The following is a 13,889-nucleotide window of genomic DNA, read 5'->3' as shown; positions in this document are numbered from 1 at the left end:
GTTCTCCACTGGCAAGGCTTATTGACTGGGCGGCGCTTCATCGTGACCGGCCGGAATCAGGTAATTGAGTTGTGCCCACAGACGCGCCGTATCCATGTCGAGACGCAGGCGCTCCATGCGCGTATCGATTTCGCTGCGCCGCGCGTCGAGCACGGCGCCAAGTGTTCCGCTGCTGCCGCGATAGGCGGCAATGGATGCTTGCGTGCGCTGTTCGGCGAGGGGAATGAGAGAAGCGTCGTAGCGGATCAGCCGCTCACGGTTGCTTTGCCATTCCTGCAACATGGACAGGTCTTCCGCCACGTGCTCGCGGGAGGCTTCTTCACGCTCGGCGCGCATCTGCTCCGCCAGCGCGACCTTCGCGGCGACATCGCGATCCTGCCGGTGTTCCTGATCCCACTGCAGCGGGATCGATACATTGAACGAGATCATGTTCGAGTACGCCGGGCCGCGCTGGCTGTACATCACCTCGGCACTCCAGTCGGATTGCTTGTTGGCGCGCGCGAGTTGGGCATCGGCTTGCGCCATTTCTTCCTGCTTGACCATCATGGCGATTTGCGGGTGATGGGCGAGTCGCGTTTCGAGGTCCGCAGGATTCAGGCGCACCGTGTCGAGCGCGGGCAGAGTTCCCAATGGTTGCGTTGCGTTGTCGCCAATCCAGCGCGCCAACTGGATTTTGGCAGTTGCAATTTGGCGCTCGGTCTGGGCGATGCGGTCTTCGATTTGCGCCACGGCAGCACGGGCGGCAAACACGTCGGCCTGTGATCCCTTGCCGCCGCGGTAGGCGGCGTCTGCTGCTTCGATTTGCAGTTTCGCTTCGTCGCGCTGGCTGACCAGTACCTCGCGCATGCGTTCCTGATAGTAGCGATCCAGCCAGGCCATCGCGGTATCCCGTTGCAGGTTGGACAGGGCCAGGGCGTGGCCGGCCTCGGCGGCTTCGGCTTCGCGGTCGAAGCGCGCAGCACGCGCCTTGAGCTTGTCTTCGCGGGTGAATTCCTGCGCCACGCCGACCGAACGCATGGTCATGAAATCGCGCGTGACGTTGTAGCGATCCGGGCCGTCAATGGGCAGGTTGTTGATCCCCGCCTTCAGCGTCGGATCGGGCCGTTGTCCCGCCGCGACTGCCATGTCGCGGGCGGCGGACGCCATCGCGTCTTGCGCCTTGAGTTGACGCGACCGCTCCTGGGCGAGGCGCAAAGCCTGATCCAACGTGAGCGATGAATTAAGGTCGGAGGCCATGACGGAAAACGTCAACAGGCATCCTGACAGCATTGCCAGCAGCAGACGGCGCGATGGACGCGAAAAGGCGGTCAACGCAGGTGTGCGGCAAGAATACGCACGGAGCAACCACTTCATGAAAAATCTCCCAGTGAAAGCGAATGGCGTTGCGTCGATGACGACGCAACGAACCGAGGCCTTACTGGAAGATCAAATACGCAGTACGCTGAAGCGTAGCGAAGGGGGTGGGGCAGCAATACCGGCGAACAGGGCGCCTTGTAGATTGCTAGCGCTCGGCAGATGAGCGTCAAGCCGGGAAGTGACTGTGAGCAGCGGCAATACTGGCGCATCGGGCGTTGCATGAGACACCGAATCAACCGACTGGGAGGATTTCTCGCAGTGGGACTTGCACAGATTGCCCTGATCCTGATTCGACTTTTGACATCCGCTCTGATCCATGCCGGACATGGATTGAACGCTGCCACCCATGTCACCCGACGGCACACCCGAACACGCATAGGCCGACACAGCCAACTGCATGAACAGCAGGCTGAACAGCGTGTACAACGCGGTGACAAGGCGGTTTTTTCGGGTTAGGCGCATTTCATTTACGGGTAGAGGCGAGGTAAGGGTATGAGAAGTCCGGCCCCGGTGTCAAGTGCGGTGCGGCGTGGCTGATTTTTGCACATTGGGAAAAGGCGGGCAGGCCGTGTTCCGCTGCAAGACCCCAATCGGGCGTCCGGCGTTCCGCCGTCGGGCTCGTGGGCGTTGCCCCGCGCCAGGTCGCGGCCGTTCGGCATTGATCCCTGACGCCTGCGCGCTACGCTTGCTTGCAAAGCGGGAAGTGTCGTGGTGGAGCGGTCTTGCTGTTCCCTTCACCTTATCACGCCGTTCTCGCCGTCAAGGGCTGCGCGTGCTTTGCACGCTGGCGTCCTGCGGCCGTCTACGACCCCTGACGGCTGCGCTGCGGCGTGCTGCGCCGGTTCCGGGCAATCCCGCCCGATACCGGAGCCGATCATGTCGACATTTTCTCATTCTTCTGATTCTTCTCTGCTCGTGCGCGATGTCGCGGGCGACTACCGTCCGGCCAATGCCGACGAAGTGCTGGCCGCCGCGCGGCGGGTACTGGCCGGACAGATGCGCAATTGCGAAGTGCTGAGTTCGCCGGAGGTGGTGCGCGATTTCCTGCGGGTCAAGCTGGGCCTGCTGGAGCACGAAGTGTTCGCGGTGCTGGCGCTCGACGTGCAGAATCGTCTGATCGACTACGTCGAATTGTTTCGCGGCACGGTGAGCCAGACATCGGTCTATCCGCGCGAGGTGGTCAAGGAGGCCTTGGTGCGCAACGCGGCGGCGTTGATCCTGGTCCATAACCATCCAAGTGGTGCGACCGAGCCGTCGCGCGCCGACGAGCTGCTGACGCAGGCGCTGAAAACGGCGCTGGCGCTGGTGGACATAAAACTGCTGGATCACCTGATTGTCGCCGGTGGCGACATCCTGAGTTTTGCCGAACGGGGTTTGCTGTAGGCGAGGGGGCTTCGCCCCCTTTTTTGCTGCGCCTGCGTGATCAACTGCGCGACAACGGCGGCGGACTCCAGGGGTCGGCTTACGCCCACCCCGCCGCGCGTTGCTTGGCGCCCCTTTGCTCACTAAGCCCCGCCGAACAGGCTGCGCCAGATCGGCCAGCACACAGCGGCGATTGCGCGCTACGCGCTTTGCTCTCCCCAGTTAGGCGTGCCTGCTGCCCGCGAGTTGCGCTCGCCGCGAGGTGTTTGTCTGTCGCCTTTCTTGTCCATTGCAGCCGTATGCCGGTCATCCGGCTTTCCTCTCCTTCATCGCTTTTCCCGCGACCGTAGCCGGCGCTGCCTGTCCGTCAAGGCGCGCAGGGCCGTGTCCTCGCTGCGCTGCGGGCCGCACCACTCCCTGCGCTTCCTCCTTGACCGCCAGTCCCCACCGGCCCGGTTGTTCGCGGGCGATGAACTCAGGAAAGACGGCGATGCGTGACGAACCAGGCAACCAATCCCGGTCACTACGGCGAACAAAACCACATCAACGGCGGGCTCCGAATCTTGGAATCCGGTCGACTTTTTTTAACCACCACAGGAGGGCGCGCATGCAGATACCAAAGTCATGAATCACCCGCGAGATTTTCTGTTTCAGTTTTTTTATTTCATTTTCCATAGAACAGGAGTATCACCATGAATACCGTTAACCTTTCAGAAACCCATGCCCTGCAAGCGGCTGCGGTGGCGGCGCAGGAGTTGTTGCTGATCTCGCTGTCGCAGTTGCGGCCTTCGGCGCGCAACGTGCGCAAGAGCGGCGGCACGTCGATTCCCGAACTGGCATCGAGCATTGCCCGTGTCGGCTTGTTGCAGAACCTCACTGTCATTGCATCAAGCGATGGCGAACATTACGAAGTGGTTGCAGGCAAACGGCGGTTGACCGCATTGAAGTTGCTGGCGAAGCGGCGGCGCTTGGCGAAAGACTATGAAGTCCCTTGCCTGCTGGTGCCGGATGCCTCGGCCCTTACCGTGAGCCTGACTGAAAACGTTCAGCGCGAAGCCATGCACCCAGGCGAACAATTCGAGGCCTTCGCCGCACTGGTGGCCGAGGGCCGCCCCATCGAAGACATCGCCGCTGACTTCGGCGTCACGCCTTTAGTAGTGCAGCGACGTTTGAAGCTGGCTAACGTCTCGCCGCGTCTGCTGGCGGATTACCGGGCTGATGCTGTGACGCTCGATCAGTTGATGGCACTTGCCATTACCGACGACCACGCGGCGCAGGAGGAAGCCTTCTATGACTCGCCGCAATGGCAACGCAGCCCGCAGGCCTTGCGCGAACATCTCACTGCTCGCGAAATCGACGGCGCGCGCGATGCGCTGGCGCGCTTCGTCGGCATCGACGCCTACGAGGCGGCAGGCGGTGGGATACGGCGCGACTTGTTTGCGGACGATACGCGAGGGCGGTTCCTGATGGATGCGTCATTGTTGGACACCTTGGCGCAGGACAAGCTCGCCAGTGTGGCTGACAGCGTTCGTGCAGAAGGTTGGGCGTGGGTTGAAGTGGTGCCGCGCATTACGTCGGCGGAACTGCATGGGTTCGAGCGGGCACGTCGTGACCGCCGCCCGCCCAACAAAACCGAGGCCAAACGCATCGCCAAACTGGAAGCACGGCAGCAAGCCATTGAGGATAGGCTCAATGGCAGCGAGGCCGAGGACATCGAGGAAGCAGAAGCGCAGGCACTTGATGAGGAAAGCGACAAGCTCAGTGCGGAACTTGATGCCATCGAGCAATCGCTGCTGGTGTTTGCACCTGAAACGCTGACGCAGGCCGGGGCTATCGTGACCGTCGATCACGCGGGCGCGATTGCCATCCATCGCGGCTTGATGCACGAGACCGAGGCCAAGGCATTGAAGGCACAGGAACGGCAGACAGCGAAAGCGAACGGCAACGGGGAAGACGAGACGCAGGAACCCACCACGCTGCACATTTCAGAAAAGCTGGCGCGGCGCTTGAGTGCACATCGCACAGCAGGGCTGCAAGCAGAAGTCGCGCGCCATCCTCAAGTCGCGCTGGTGGCAGTAGTGCATTGCCTCGCGCTGCGCGTGATATTCGATGGTCACCGCCTGAGTCATTCACCGGTCAATATCAGCGCTTCGCCGCAGGACGGGCTGGATAAGGATGCGCCGGACATCGCGCACTCGCCCGCGCTGGTCGGCCTGAAACAGGTGCGGCACGCTTGGGCAGAACGTCTGCCGCAAGACGCTGACATGCTGTTTGCCGAGTTGCTGGCAATGCCGCAGCAGGAATTATTGGCGCTGCTGGCGGTGTGTGTAGCGACCACCGTGGGGGCGGTAACTTCGCGCGAGAACGAGCAGCCCGCCGCCGCGCTGGCACAAGCGGTCAATCTCGACATGCACCCGTGGTGGACGCCGACCGCTGACGGCTACTTTGCTCATGTGTCGAAGGCCAAAGCCATCGAGGCGGTGCAGGTGTTCGCGCCGGAGCATGCAGAGCGGCTACTCAAGCTCAAGAAGAACGACCTTGCCAGCGAGGCCGAACGGCTGGCGGTGGGTAGCGGCTGGCTGCCGATGATGTTGCAGCCAATGTTGCAATCTCCGGCGCCGGTAGCAGCGGCAGGCGAAGCTGCGGACTGACGCGACAGCAAGCGCATGATGCCCCGCTGGAAAACCACCGGGGCATTTTTTTGCGTCGCGCGCGGCAAGATTGCCGCGCGCGCTTTTACGGCCAAGGCCAAATCGTCAACGGCACTAAAGTACGCCCCGCCGATGGCGGGCCATCCGGGTACGACAGACCCTTGCTGCACCAGCTTGTGCGCGCCGTCCCCGACGCTGGCGGTCAGGTTGGCAGGAACGACGGCGGCACCGACTGACCGTCACCTTGCTCAGTCGACCACACCGCCACCGATCATGCCGGTGCCTATGCGATGGGGCGTTCATCCTTGGTGCACGGAACCGACCTTGCCAGCGACAGGATGCGTACCCGCGAAGCACCTGTGCCAGGGGCCGGAGCCATGAGGCTTTTCGGTGAGGATCGCCCCCAGGAGCGGCCTTGGCTTGTCGTGAATCCTGGCGAGGGCACGGCTGCGCCTCGGGCTTCATGGCGGCAACCGTCCGGCCCAACAAATTTCCCCGCCTGCGGCTTCCTCGCGAGTCAAATTTCTCGTGCCTCCCGGTCCTTCTCTGCGTTGCGGTCGCTGCGCGATGCAGCCCGCCCGACCCTCGCCCTTCGGATCACCGACAAGGCCGCGATGGGCGCGACCTTGCACCACCGAAAGGAGATTTACATCATGGCAAACATCGGCACCTTCACTGCACAGAAAGACAGCTTCACCGGCACGGTTCGCACTCTGACGCTCAACGTCAAGGTCAAACTGGTTCCCAACCCCAAGGAAAGCGAGAACGCCCCTGACTACCGCATCGTCGCCGGCAATAATTTCGAGATCGGCGCGGCGTGGAAAAAACTCAGCAAGGCGGAACCGCCCCGGCCTTATCTGTCGGTGACCCTCGACGACCCGTCGTTCCCGGCCACCCTCTATGCCCGCATGGTCGAGGGCGAGGACGGTGTCCACAATCTGATCTGGTCGCGCAGCAAGGGCGACTGAGCGTCGCATCCCGGACGCCCCGCTGCGGCGGGGCGTTTTTTTGTTTCAAGTTGACGCCAGCACCGAATTTGGTTGATCTACGCTAAGGCCCGCCACAGCAGGTTTCTCAAGCGTTTACCGCAAGCGGACAATGAAGAATCATGATCGCGGCATTCTGGCGTCCCGGCGTACCGCCGTCGGGCTCGTGGGCTACGCCCCGCGCTTCGTGCCGAATCACGGCCATCCGGCTTTGATCCCTGACGCCTCCGGCCCTGCATGGATCTGCCGGGCCTGCGCGCTCCGCTTGCCTGTCCGTGCTTTTGTTGGCGATGGATGGGGCGGTCTTGCTGTTCCCTTCACCGTACCACGGCGTGCTCGCCGTCAAGGGCTGCGCGCACTGCGTGTGCTCGCGTCCTGCGGCCGTCTGCGACCCCTGACGGCTTGCGCTGCGCCGTGCTGGCAACGGTTCCGGGCAATTCCGCCCGAGTAACCGGAGAATGATCATGAACGAGAAATCGCACGTTTCACTGGAACAACACGTCTGCCTGGTCTGCGGCGTCACCTATGATACCGGCAGCATTCTGCTCGACAAGCGCTTGTGCGCGAGCATGAAGCACCACACGACGACGGGCTGGAGCCTGTGCCCTGAACACCAGAAGCTGTCCGATGATGGCTTTGTTGCAATGGTCGAATGCGACCCAGAGCGCAGCGGCTTGCCGGGAGATCGCTTGAAGCCGGAACAGGCGTATCGCACGGGTCGGCTGGCGCACCTGAAACGCGAGGCGTTCGCCACCGTGTTCAATGTGCCGATCGCGGCCGATCAAACCTGCGTCTTCGTCGAGCCCGGCGTGATAGAGCGGCTTCAGGCGATGGTGGAGCCGGCGGCGGGCTGATCGTTCGATGAAACCCTACGATGCGTCGATCCCGTTGACCACGGGGCCGGCGCATTTTTTTGTGCCTCTGACGGCAGGCGCAATGGGACGGCTGTTAGTTTACCAAGCTGCCTTGTCCGAAAAATGTTGTTTTATTTCGGACATCAACATCCAAGGCTGGTGCCAACGAGAGTTTTCAATTGGCTACCCAGTGGGTAGCCAATTGGTACTGATCGAGTGTCGGTCAAGACAGCATTCAGTATTCGGAGGCTATCTCCGGAACAGCGTCACTCCATGCACGCCTTCCGAGTCATGGCTTCGTGCTTTTACTTGCCACCCGCTTTTTGCTTCCCTGGCAATTGCTTTTTCGAGATCGTCCTTGTCCTGCTTGGAAATACGCTTTTCTTCAAAATTCTTGCTGGCAGAAGTTTCGAGGGATTTGACCCTCATCAGTTGGTCCATCATCATTTGTTTATTTCCAGGCTCAAGTTGACGCGTTCACGCAATTCCAGCCCCGGTTTGAAATGCGGCACGATCTTCGCCGGCACATTGACTGTCACACCTGTTTTCGGATTCCGTCCAATCCTTGATGGCCTGTGATTGAGCCGAAAACTCCCGAATCCTCGAATCTCGGCCCGGTCGCCGTTTGCAAGCGCGGTGGTGACGGCATCAAGAATGACCGATACCGAAGCGGAGATGTCTGCATGCGTTAGGGAAGGGTAGTAGCGTGAAAGGCGCTCAACGAGTTCTGATCTTGTCATCCGGGTATTTTCTCAGAATGTGCTGGCGACGTTGCCATCCTAGACAGCAGCAAGTTCATTGCACATTGCTTCGATCAACCTGCGCGCATGTTCGAGATCAAGGCCAGATTGTTGTGCCAGTTGCAAGCGCCCCTGATCATCCGACTCCGGCCAGAGAATTTCCAGTACACGGCGTATGGCAGGTGCATCGAGCAGGCGTGCGATGTCACGGCCAAGCAGTTGTGCGCCGGCCACTTCATGATCGTAGTCATCGGCATCGAACAAATCACCATTCTCACTGGCGGCGCGGTCCATGTTGCCGCAATCCATATAGCTGCGCAGATACAGCAGCAGGTCAGGCGCATCGCGGCCTGGGTAAGTGAGCTTGCGATCCTGCCATGCCGTTATCTTGAGCAGGGCCAGCGCCGGGATTGGCGCGACGCGCAACGACACGTCGTCGGGCAGCAGCACCCATACGCTCGCCTCGAATGCTTCGCGCGCGCCAAAACAATCGAACACCGTGCTTTGATCGGGAGGCCAGGCGATGGTCCGATCCGCGCGTTCAATGCCACCGAAAGGCACGATATCCAGCGGCAAGCCGCTGCGATGGCGCAAGCGATGCGTGGCCGGGCCTGGGCGTTCGTGAAATTCACCGCTCGCAATCAAGGCCGCGCGCAGCGTGGCAAAGGCTTCCCAATCGCGCAGCATGACCGCGAAATCCACATCCTCGGTTTGGCGGCTTGGCTCGATATTGTGTGCATACCGCAGCATCAGGTCGCGTGCGGCAGCACCCATCAAAAAGAAATCGATGCCCGCTGGCTGCGCTACCGATTGCAGCGCACTCACCACAAGCGCCAGCGGCTTGAGTTCAGTCTTCTGCGAAAAGTCGAACGATATGTTCGTCATAGATCATTTTCGCAGTTTCAATGCAGCGTGCGTCGCCTGTCGCCAGCAGGTCTGCATACACGAGCAAGGGTGGCACTAGGCCAGGGTGTCGCGGGTCAGCGGGGAAGTTCCAGAATTGCTTGCGTACTTCCACTACCGCCGTGTGGCCGGGTGCGGCTTCCTTCATGAACTTCTGCCGAGCGGCCAGCGTGCCCGGCAGCTTTTTGGCGTAGATCGTCAGTTCGCCGGGGCGCAGATATTTGGTCAGCAGGGCGCCTGCGGGTTCTCCGCCCCACTGCGCGTCTTGCTGCTTCAGCGGCCAGTCTTTCCAACCGTCCAGTGCTGGCACGTAATAGCGGCCGATCAAGGTACGTGGCCGCAGCAGGTGCGCATAGGTTTCGGCCCACTGCGCCAGCAAACGCGGAACGTCAAAGAGCCGGCGCGTGCCGCGCTTCCCCTTCAGATCGCCCACGTAGCCAAGCTGCTGCAAGTCCTTCAATACGGCGGGAACGACGCCCAGCGCTACGTCTGCTGCTGTTGCAATCGCGCGATGTGGCGCGGTAACCAGCGCCGGATTGCAGAGCAGGGCGAACGTCACTTTCAGCCCTGCGGTTGCAAAAGCGCGGCCTGGCCGGGCTGCATTGGCATTTTGCTCGGGCTTGCGGCCCGTCACAAAAACCAGCACGCCCGGACCCGTGAGGTAGGCGTTGCCAGCAGCGTCGGCAAACTGCTGGTCAAGCCCCTTGAGTTGATCCGCCATCGGCGGCGTGATGTAGCCGGTCACCAGCAGCGGTGGTCTGCCGGCTATGGTGGCGGTGTGGCGCAATTGGGTAACGACTGCCCCCAGCGTGGTTGGCGTGACAGTGCGCTTCACCTCGACGACATAGTCGGTGTGCTGCTTTGCGGTTCCCACGCGCAGCCAAGCATCCGCCTGCAGGTCGCGGCCGATTTTCGGTTCTTTCTGTACTTGCACCTTCAGTCCGTGTTCCTGGAGTGCTTGCACGCCGAGGTCAAGGAGGGCCGTTTCAGTCATATTGTTCATGATGTAAGTCCGTTCATTTAATATGAACACGTGACAATTATGAACAAAAAGGGGCGAATGTTCAAGGGGCTTGAATGTTCACGCAACAGCCTTGATTGTCCGAAAAATGTTGTTTTATTTCGGACATGAACATTGACTGTGGCTGCCCGAGCGAGTTTACGATTAGCTACCCACTGGGTAGCTAATCTTTTATTGCGTATCTATCCCATTCCCATAAGGATAACCCAGTCTAATTGCCACTCCCCGGACAGACTGGGCCTGTTTTGAAAGGTTTGATTTGTAGTCACACTGAGACTACAATCCGTATTCAAGAACCGATCTATGGAGATTGCCATGAGTACCGCTGATACCTACGTCCGTGCCCGCATCGACACCGCAACCAAGGAGCGGGCTTCTGATGCGCTGGAAGCGATGGGCTTGTCCATCTCCGATGCCATTCGGCTGTTGATGATGCGCATCGCCGATGAGCATCGCCTGCCTTTCGAAGTGAAGGTGCCGAATGTCAGAACACGGAAGGCCATTGCCGATCTTCAGGCTGGCAAGGGTAAGCGTTTTGCCAGTGTTGATGCCCTGATGGCCGACCTGCATGCGGACGATTGAACGTCCATCGGCTTTCAGGCGCGATTACAAGCGCGAAGCAAAAGGACAACACCGGGCGACGCTTGATGAAAGTCTGGTGCCTGTTCTGCAGGCGCTGGCCACTGACCAGCCCCTGGAAGCTCGATATCGTGATCATGGCTTGAGTGGATGGGCCGGCTATCGTGAATGCCACGTCAAACCCGACTTGCTGCTGATCTACTGCAAGCCTGATGCTGAAACTTTACAGTTAGCCAGGCTTGGTTCCCATAGCGAGCTTTTCAGTTGATGCGCTGGCGCCATTGCCTTCGCGCATCAACTTCCTGAATTCACGAAGCCAATAGTCAATCAAATATAGGCCAAGACAAAATTCAGTATTGGGGAGGCTATCTTTTTATTGTTCCTCAAAAGTGGCGCGAGCGTAATCCGGGATATTCCAGTCCTTTGCCAGTTGCTCCCATATCTTCCCGCCGTTCTCGAAGTAGCAGTGGACCTCTTTTTCTGGTTGATAGTCCATCGCCAACACCGCCACGCAATCCTGGAAAATCTTACGATCAAGGCAGCGAAAATCCGTCAGATCAACCTTGAACCGGTCGCCGTTGTACAGGCCAAGCAGAAACCCGGCGACATAGCGGCATTGGCCGCTATTGCCTTGGGCGACAGCGAGCAAACGCTTGAGTGCTTCCACGCCAGCCGCACGGATCGCAGGAAGTTGACGGTGTGCTTCAGTTCGCTCCCGATCCATTTCAGCGAAAGCGGCTTTGGCTTCCGGTGACAATTTGTCACTCATGCGAAGCAGCGTACCTGGTTTGCGTTCCATGCTGATTTCCTTTCCTGTCATTTCATTGTGTTCACGCCTTGTCCTGCGGAGTAATGAAGCCGATGGGCCGTTTCTTTGGTGTCGGAGGTGGCGCCATAAGCTGGCGGATGGCATCGAGGATGCCAGCGATAGCCTGATCCTGGGTGATGAGCTTGCGTTCCATGCGAGTTTCCAGTTGGTCTAGACGTTTCGCCAGTTCCTTGTGACCAGTGAGCAGCTCGCGTAACTGCACGAAGGCCCGCACCACGTAGATCGATACCTCGACCGCGCGGGGTGAATTCAGCACCGTAGCGGCCATGATCGCACCATGCTCGGTGAAGGCGAAAGGCAGGTACTTGCGGTGTTGACCGCGTCCGGTCTTTAAGGTCGCAATTTGCGACCTTAAAGCATCCCACTCTTCCTGCGCGAGCTGGAACATGAAGTCTTCCGGAAAACGTTCGGCGTTGCGCCGTACCTGCTCGTTGAGGCGCTTGGTCGGCACACCGTAAAGTGCTGCCAGATCGGCATCGACGATCACGCGCTGGCCGCGCATGATGGCGATGTGCCCGGCGATGGCATCGATGGCCAGGGTAGTGTTTTCGTTAGTCATCGCGCGGCAGATGCGCGTGAGCGCGCTTTAGGCTGGGAGCGAGCGCCCTTGACACCTGCTGCTTTTAGCATCGCCGCAGTTGCCTTTTCGACCGACGCCCTGACTGGGTCCTGGTCGAGGCGGGCATAGATCATGGTCGCAGCGGCGGTCTTGTGGCCAAGACTCTTGCCGATGATGGCCAGTGATGCACCGCCTTTGGCCTGCCAGCTTCCGAGGGAACGCCGTAGATCGTGAACCCGGAGGTCAGATATCTCCGCTCGTTCCAGGATGCGCGCCCAGCCTTTTTTTGGCTTATCGATATGCCCCGTTTTGCTGTTGGCAGGAAACACAAAGATTGCTTTACCTTCCGAAGAGTCCGCGTCATCGGCAGGCTGACGGCTGCGAAGAATTGCTACCGCCTCCAGGGTGAGGAGAACGACATATGGAACACTGTTTTTCGGGTCCGGCACCCGCCATTCGCCACGATCAAGACTCATGTCTTCCCAGCGCATTGAAATCACGTCGGCCTTGCGCGCACCAGTCAGCAGAGAGAGCAAGACGAAGTCGCGCACATCCTTGCTCGGTTCTTCGCCAACCGCTTCAAAAAAACGCGGCAGTTCGTCAGACTGAATAAATCGTTCACGTTTGACCTCGCGAAATTTTTTGACGCCCGTGGCGGGGTTGACGCCGGCAAACAGACCCCAGTCGCGCGCGCGGTTGTACATCGATGAAATCAGAGTCACGACTTTATTGGCCGGGGTCTTGTGGCCGAGGCGTCCGATGTTGGCATGAAGCTGGGCTACGTCGCCGAGCGTGATGCTTGATAGGGAGCGATTTTCCCAATGGACGCCGGCCGGGTGCTTGGTGCGGCGTGCGCCGTGGGGTTTGCGTTCATCTTCAGGAGGCAATACACCCAAAAATCGCTGGAACAGTTCGGGTGTCTCTTTTATAACGCGCGGCTTGCATTGAACCGAGACATGCCGATCAATGTACTCAATGAACAATTCCCCGAGCGTCAGTTCCGCGCGTTTGCCGCGTAATGTCGCAGCCGGATTGTGTCCTTCCGCGATAGCGCCGTTAACCTTGGTGGCGGCTTTGCGCGCATTCTCTATCGTCAAGTCTGGGAAGCGGCCAAGCATGATGCGCTCCGCCTTGCCTTCCGCTCTGACCCAGCGATAGATGTAGAAAGTTTTGACGCCGGCTGCAGTAATGCGGATTTGCAATCCCTGCACTTTGGTGTCGTAATACTCATCGCGTTTCCCTGCTTCAGGAAGCGGAAGTGCTACGATGTTTTCTTTGGTGAAGTTCAGTTCGTTGCGAGCCATGACTTTGTCCTTCGTCGGTAATACGTGGCGCGTTTCAGAAAAACCGAATGACTGCTTCGAATGCGCCAGCTACATCCGGGGTTAGGCCGGGGTTAGAATCAGGGTTAATTTAGAGGCAAAAACGTGTAATCCGATGAAACGTATTATAGGCCTAGTTTGCTGATTTGTATAGATAAATGAACGTTTAGGCACATTGGTGAATGTGGCCGTCCTCACTTTGACATGGTGGGGGTCGTTGGTTCGAGTCCAATCGCGCCTACCAGTGTTTGCAAGGGTTTTGGCAAATACTGGTGATGTGGCACTGTGTATTTTTACCCCTCAAAAAGCCGTGCCACTACGTGATAGTGAATTACGAAGTGCACACAAAAGTGCACAGTCAGGCGGCGTCTTTTTTCCTGGCTTTCCATGGCTTTGCGTTATTGGCAAAGCTGGCCAAGTATTCCGGCGCAAGGTGGGCATATTGCAAAACCATTTTATGATCTGCCCAGCCACCGAGCTTCTGGAGCACATCCAGCGGTGTGCCGGACATGGCGTGCCATGCTGCCCAGGTGTGGCGCAGCCCGTGCCAAGTGAATCCTTCGATTCCTGCCCGTTGTAGCGCGCCCTTTCCATTCAGGGATGCGGATGACCTTGTCAACCCAACCCTTTTCTTCTGCGACGCGAAGCATGGCATTGATGATGGTTGCAATGCGGTTGAAGGTTGCTGGAGATGTGTCACCAATGGCACCCAAGGGAAAAGTAGCAG

The 13,889-nt window shown here is 59.3% G+C and carries 19 protein-coding genes; 8 read left to right on the top strand and 11 right to left on the bottom strand.

The features are described from left to right. Nucleotides 1-18: 18 nt before the first annotated feature. Nucleotides 19-1,353 (bottom strand): TolC family protein, encoded by a 1,335-nt coding sequence (locus PG1C_RS09435; protein WP_237218134.1) that lies wholly within the window; start codon nt 1,351-1,353, stop codon nt 19-21. A gap of 72 nt (nt 1,354-1,425) precedes the next feature. Further along, nucleotides 1,426-1,818 (bottom strand): hypothetical protein, encoded by a 393-nt coding sequence (locus PG1C_RS09430; protein WP_202634550.1) that lies wholly within the window; start codon nt 1,816-1,818, stop codon nt 1,426-1,428. A 414-nt stretch (nt 1,819-2,232) separates the two neighbouring features. Between PG1C_RS09430 and radC the strand changes: the two genes are divergently transcribed. After that, entirely contained in the window at nt 2,233-2,739 is a 507-nt protein-coding gene (gene radC, locus PG1C_RS09425) for a RadC family protein (protein ID WP_202634549.1), read from the top strand. A gap of 285 nt (nt 2,740-3,024) precedes the next feature. On the opposite strand, the gene PG1C_RS09420 is transcribed toward radC, so the two are convergent. Beyond that, complete coding sequence (locus PG1C_RS09420; RefSeq protein ID WP_202634548.1) at nt 3,025-3,228, bottom strand: hypothetical protein; 204 nt, start codon at nt 3,226-3,228, stop codon at nt 3,025-3,027. Between the two features lie 182 nt (nt 3,229-3,410). Here PG1C_RS09420 and PG1C_RS09415 point away from each other — a divergent pair, with 182 nt between their 5' ends. The 5 genes from PG1C_RS09415 (at nt 3,411) to PG1C_RS09395 (ending at nt 7,209) form a co-directional block, all read left to right on the top strand. Beyond that, nucleotides 3,411-5,369, top strand: coding sequence for a ParB/RepB/Spo0J family partition protein (locus tag PG1C_RS09415; protein ID WP_202634547.1), 1,959 nt, complete (start codon nt 3,411-3,413; stop codon nt 5,367-5,369). 15 nt (nt 5,370-5,384) lie between these two features. After that, nucleotides 5,385-5,750 carry a hypothetical protein gene (locus PG1C_RS09410; RefSeq protein WP_202634546.1) on the top strand — a complete coding sequence of 122 codons (366 nt, stop codon included), beginning with the start codon at nt 5,385-5,387 and terminating at the stop codon, nt 5,748-5,750. Continuing rightward, nucleotides 5,747-6,337: a DUF736 domain-containing protein gene (locus PG1C_RS15115; protein ID WP_479687746.1), complete on the top strand. Its 591-nt coding sequence runs from the start codon at nt 5,747-5,749 to the stop codon at nt 6,335-6,337. Before PG1C_RS09410 ends, PG1C_RS15115 begins: the two co-directional genes overlap by 4 nt. 130 nt (nt 6,338-6,467) lie before the next feature. Then, nucleotides 6,468-6,806, top strand: coding sequence for a hypothetical protein (locus PG1C_RS09400; protein WP_202634545.1), 339 nt, complete (start codon nt 6,468-6,470; stop codon nt 6,804-6,806). A gap of 13 nt (nt 6,807-6,819) precedes the next feature. Continuing rightward, nucleotides 6,820-7,209 carry an ATPase gene (locus PG1C_RS09395; RefSeq protein ID WP_202634544.1) on the top strand — a complete coding sequence of 130 codons (390 nt, stop codon included), beginning with the start codon at nt 6,820-6,822 and terminating at the stop codon, nt 7,207-7,209. A gap of 249 nt (nt 7,210-7,458) precedes the next feature. Here PG1C_RS09395 and PG1C_RS09390 read toward each other — a convergent pair whose 3' ends face one another. The 4 genes from PG1C_RS09390 to PG1C_RS09375 are packed head-to-tail and all read right to left on the bottom strand — an operon-like array spanning nt 7,459 to nt 9,855. After that, complete coding sequence (locus PG1C_RS09390; protein ID WP_202634543.1) at nt 7,459-7,656, bottom strand: hypothetical protein; 198 nt, start codon at nt 7,654-7,656, stop codon at nt 7,459-7,461. Further along, on the bottom strand, nt 7,653-7,949 hold the full coding sequence (locus PG1C_RS09385; RefSeq protein WP_202634542.1) for an integration host factor subunit beta: 297 nt from the start codon (nt 7,947-7,949) through the stop codon (nt 7,653-7,655). The genes PG1C_RS09390 and PG1C_RS09385 overlap by 4 nt, the downstream gene beginning before the upstream one ends. 39 nt (nt 7,950-7,988) lie before the next feature. Further along, on the bottom strand, nt 7,989-8,834 hold the full coding sequence (locus tag PG1C_RS09380; protein WP_202634541.1) for a nucleotidyl transferase AbiEii/AbiGii toxin family protein: 846 nt from the start codon (nt 8,832-8,834) through the stop codon (nt 7,989-7,991). After that, nucleotides 8,797-9,855: a type IV toxin-antitoxin system AbiEi family antitoxin gene (locus PG1C_RS09375; RefSeq protein ID WP_202634540.1), complete on the bottom strand. Its 1,059-nt coding sequence runs from the start codon at nt 9,853-9,855 to the stop codon at nt 8,797-8,799. The genes PG1C_RS09380 and PG1C_RS09375 overlap by 38 nt, the downstream gene beginning before the upstream one ends. 333 nt (nt 9,856-10,188) lie before the next feature. Here PG1C_RS09375 and PG1C_RS09370 point away from each other — a divergent pair, with 333 nt between their 5' ends. Together PG1C_RS09370 and PG1C_RS09365 are read left to right on the top strand one after the other, a co-directional pair. Beyond that, nucleotides 10,189-10,455, top strand: coding sequence for a type II toxin-antitoxin system RelB/DinJ family antitoxin (locus PG1C_RS09370; protein WP_202634539.1), 267 nt, complete (start codon nt 10,189-10,191; stop codon nt 10,453-10,455). Next, on the top strand, nt 10,442-10,720 hold the full coding sequence (locus PG1C_RS09365; RefSeq protein WP_202634538.1) for a type II toxin-antitoxin system YafQ family toxin: 279 nt from the start codon (nt 10,442-10,444) through the stop codon (nt 10,718-10,720). Before PG1C_RS09370 ends, PG1C_RS09365 begins: the two co-directional genes overlap by 14 nt. Nucleotides 10,721-10,825: 105 nt before the next feature. Here the strand turns inward: PG1C_RS09365 and PG1C_RS09360 are convergent, their stop codons facing one another. The 4 genes from PG1C_RS09360 to PG1C_RS09345 all read right to left on the bottom strand — a co-directional run bounded on the left by PG1C_RS09360 (nt 10,826) and on the right by PG1C_RS09345 (nt 13,817). Beyond that, a complete protein-coding gene (locus tag PG1C_RS09360) occupies nt 10,826-11,251 on the bottom strand; it encodes a DUF7673 family protein (protein ID WP_202634537.1) in 426 nt (141 codons plus the stop codon). A 31-nt stretch (nt 11,252-11,282) separates the two neighbouring features. Then, nucleotides 11,283-11,840, bottom strand: coding sequence for an ORF6N domain-containing protein (locus PG1C_RS09355; protein WP_202634536.1), 558 nt, complete (start codon nt 11,838-11,840; stop codon nt 11,283-11,285). Beyond that, on the bottom strand, nt 11,837-13,144 hold the full coding sequence (locus PG1C_RS09350) for a tyrosine-type recombinase/integrase (protein WP_202634535.1): 1,308 nt from the start codon (nt 13,142-13,144) through the stop codon (nt 11,837-11,839). Before PG1C_RS09350 ends, PG1C_RS09355 begins: the two co-directional genes overlap by 4 nt. Nucleotides 13,145-13,520: 376 nt before the next feature. Beyond that, a complete protein-coding gene (locus PG1C_RS09345; protein ID WP_202634534.1) occupies nt 13,521-13,817 on the bottom strand; it encodes a tyrosine-type recombinase/integrase in 297 nt (98 codons plus the stop codon). Nucleotides 13,818-13,889: the final 72 nt, after the last annotated feature.

Source organism: Rugosibacter aromaticivorans, from assembly GCF_000934545.1.
GTDB classification, from domain to species: Bacteria; Pseudomonadota; Gammaproteobacteria; order Burkholderiales; family Rhodocyclaceae; genus Rugosibacter; species Rugosibacter aromaticivorans.
The sequence above is the reverse complement of the archived record's forward strand: the minus strand, read 5'-3'. Positions and strand labels throughout refer to the sequence as shown.

Bases quoted from the DNA above. Each gene is read 5' to 3' on its own strand.
- PG1C_RS09375 (WP_202634540.1), bottom strand. From the start codon at position 9,855: ATGAACAATATGACTGAAACGGCCCTCCTTGACCTCGGCGTGCAAGCA.
- PG1C_RS09355 (WP_202634536.1), bottom strand. From the start codon at position 11,840: ATGACTAACGAAAACACTACCCTGGCCATCGATGCCATCGCCGGGCAC.
- PG1C_RS09395 (WP_202634544.1), top strand. From the start codon at position 6,820: ATGAACGAGAAATCGCACGTTTCACTGGAACAACACGTCTGCCTGGTC.
- PG1C_RS09360 (WP_202634537.1), bottom strand. From the start codon at position 11,251: ATGGAACGCAAACCAGGTACGCTGCTTCGCATGAGTGACAAATTGTCA.
- PG1C_RS09365 (WP_202634538.1), top strand. From the start codon at position 10,442: ATGCGGACGATTGAACGTCCATCGGCTTTCAGGCGCGATTACAAGCGC.
- PG1C_RS09400 (WP_202634545.1), top strand. From the start codon at position 6,468: ATGAAGAATCATGATCGCGGCATTCTGGCGTCCCGGCGTACCGCCGTC.
- PG1C_RS09410 (WP_202634546.1), top strand. From the start codon at position 5,385: ATGATGCCCCGCTGGAAAACCACCGGGGCATTTTTTTGCGTCGCGCGC.
- radC (WP_202634549.1), top strand. From the start codon at position 2,233: ATGTCGACATTTTCTCATTCTTCTGATTCTTCTCTGCTCGTGCGCGAT.
- PG1C_RS15115 (WP_479687746.1), top strand. From the start codon at position 5,747: ATGAGGCTTTTCGGTGAGGATCGCCCCCAGGAGCGGCCTTGGCTTGTC.
- PG1C_RS09370 (WP_202634539.1), top strand. From the start codon at position 10,189: ATGAGTACCGCTGATACCTACGTCCGTGCCCGCATCGACACCGCAACC.
- PG1C_RS09345 (WP_202634534.1), bottom strand. From the start codon at position 13,817: ATGCCATGCTTCGCGTCGCAGAAGAAAAGGGTTGGGTTGACAAGGTCA.
- PG1C_RS09435 (WP_237218134.1), bottom strand. From the start codon at position 1,353: ATGAAGTGGTTGCTCCGTGCGTATTCTTGCCGCACACCTGCGTTGACC.
- PG1C_RS09430 (WP_202634550.1), bottom strand. From the start codon at position 1,818: ATGCGCCTAACCCGAAAAAACCGCCTTGTCACCGCGTTGTACACGCTG.
- PG1C_RS09390 (WP_202634543.1), bottom strand. From the start codon at position 7,656: ATGATGATGGACCAACTGATGAGGGTCAAATCCCTCGAAACTTCTGCC.
- PG1C_RS09380 (WP_202634541.1), bottom strand. From the start codon at position 8,834: ATGACGAACATATCGTTCGACTTTTCGCAGAAGACTGAACTCAAGCCG.
- PG1C_RS09350 (WP_202634535.1), bottom strand. From the start codon at position 13,144: ATGGCTCGCAACGAACTGAACTTCACCAAAGAAAACATCGTAGCACTT.
- PG1C_RS09415 (WP_202634547.1), top strand. From the start codon at position 3,411: ATGAATACCGTTAACCTTTCAGAAACCCATGCCCTGCAAGCGGCTGCG.
- PG1C_RS09385 (WP_202634542.1), bottom strand. From the start codon at position 7,949: ATGACAAGATCAGAACTCGTTGAGCGCCTTTCACGCTACTACCCTTCC.